Source organism: Helicobacter zhangjianzhongii, from assembly GCF_030249855.1.
Classification (GTDB): Bacteria; Campylobacterota; Campylobacteria; order Campylobacterales; family Helicobacteraceae; genus Helicobacter_B; species Helicobacter_B zhangjianzhongii.
The window spans coordinates 1-1,028 of record NZ_JANURN010000026.1 but is presented as its reverse complement, the minus strand read 5'-3'; the positions used below and the strand labels follow the sequence as shown (position 1 = coordinate 1,028).

1 protein-coding gene is annotated in these 1,028 nt (G+C 46.1%); it reads right to left on the bottom strand.

The window, feature by feature from the left end; translation table 11 throughout:
* Window positions 1-22: 22 nt before the first annotated feature.
* On the bottom strand, window positions 23-1,028 hold a 1,006-nt coding region (locus NYG90_RS10500), incomplete at its 5' end, for a methyl-accepting chemotaxis protein (RefSeq protein ID WP_285265044.1).

The window sequence follows — 1,028 nt, the reverse complement described above, 5'->3', positions numbered from 1 at the left end:
CCCAAGAGCGAATCGCTTGTGGCTATACCTTTTTCTTGTTTGCATCATCTAATATCGCCTTGGCAATCCCTGATACATCTTGTGAGATTTGTGAGCTAGCATTGGCGATAGAGACATTCTCTTGGGTTACGGACTCTAGGCTAGAGATGGCTTCGTTGATTTGTGTGATACCTGCGGTTTGCTCTTTGATAGATTCTGCCATATCATTGATTGATTGGACAAGCAAGTTTGTGTTTGCCTCTATCTCGCCTAGGGATTTGCTGGTGCGCTCTGCCAATTTACGCACTTCATCTGCTACGACAGCAAAGCCTCTGCCGTGCTCTCCTGCCCTAGCTGCTTCGATAGCGGCATTCAATGCTAGGAGATTTGTCTGATCTGCTATATCTCTAATGATACCTATGACATTTCGTATATCTTCTGTTTGCTGGATTACTTCGTTGGTCCTGCCAGAGACATTTTGCATAGATGAAGTGATCTCTTCTACGGCAGTGGCGGTCTGCTCTAGGCTACTAGCTTGTGAGTTAGAAGATTTAGTAAGGGCGGCTACGGCTTCTTCTAGCTTATCACTTTGAGAGTGGAGAGAGTTGGCAAACTCTAGGGAAGTTTTAAGCATTTTTCTAATCTCTTCGCCTAGAGTGTTGGTAACGACTTCTACCCTGCCGCTAGCATTTGCTACTTCTGTGGTGAAATCAAGGCGCGTGTAGGAGTCAAAGACGCGGGCGATCTCATTAGTATCGCTGCCAATTTTATGCTGCAAATCATCTAGCATATGGTTTAGCACATCTTTTAGCTCTTTTAGCTGAGGGTTGTGCGGGGTCTCTGTGATACGGGCTTGCAAGTCGCCAGATTCTATCTTTTTAGCTGTTTGGACAGACTGCTCCACGGCTCTTGTGTCTTGGGCTAGCCCATTTTGCGTGCGCTCGATGTTTTGATTGATAGCTACTGCCATCACCCCTAGCTCATCTTGGCTCTTTAGCACAAGTGGCTTTGGCGCGACTTTTGTCTCGTGGTTTAGGTATTGGAAAAAT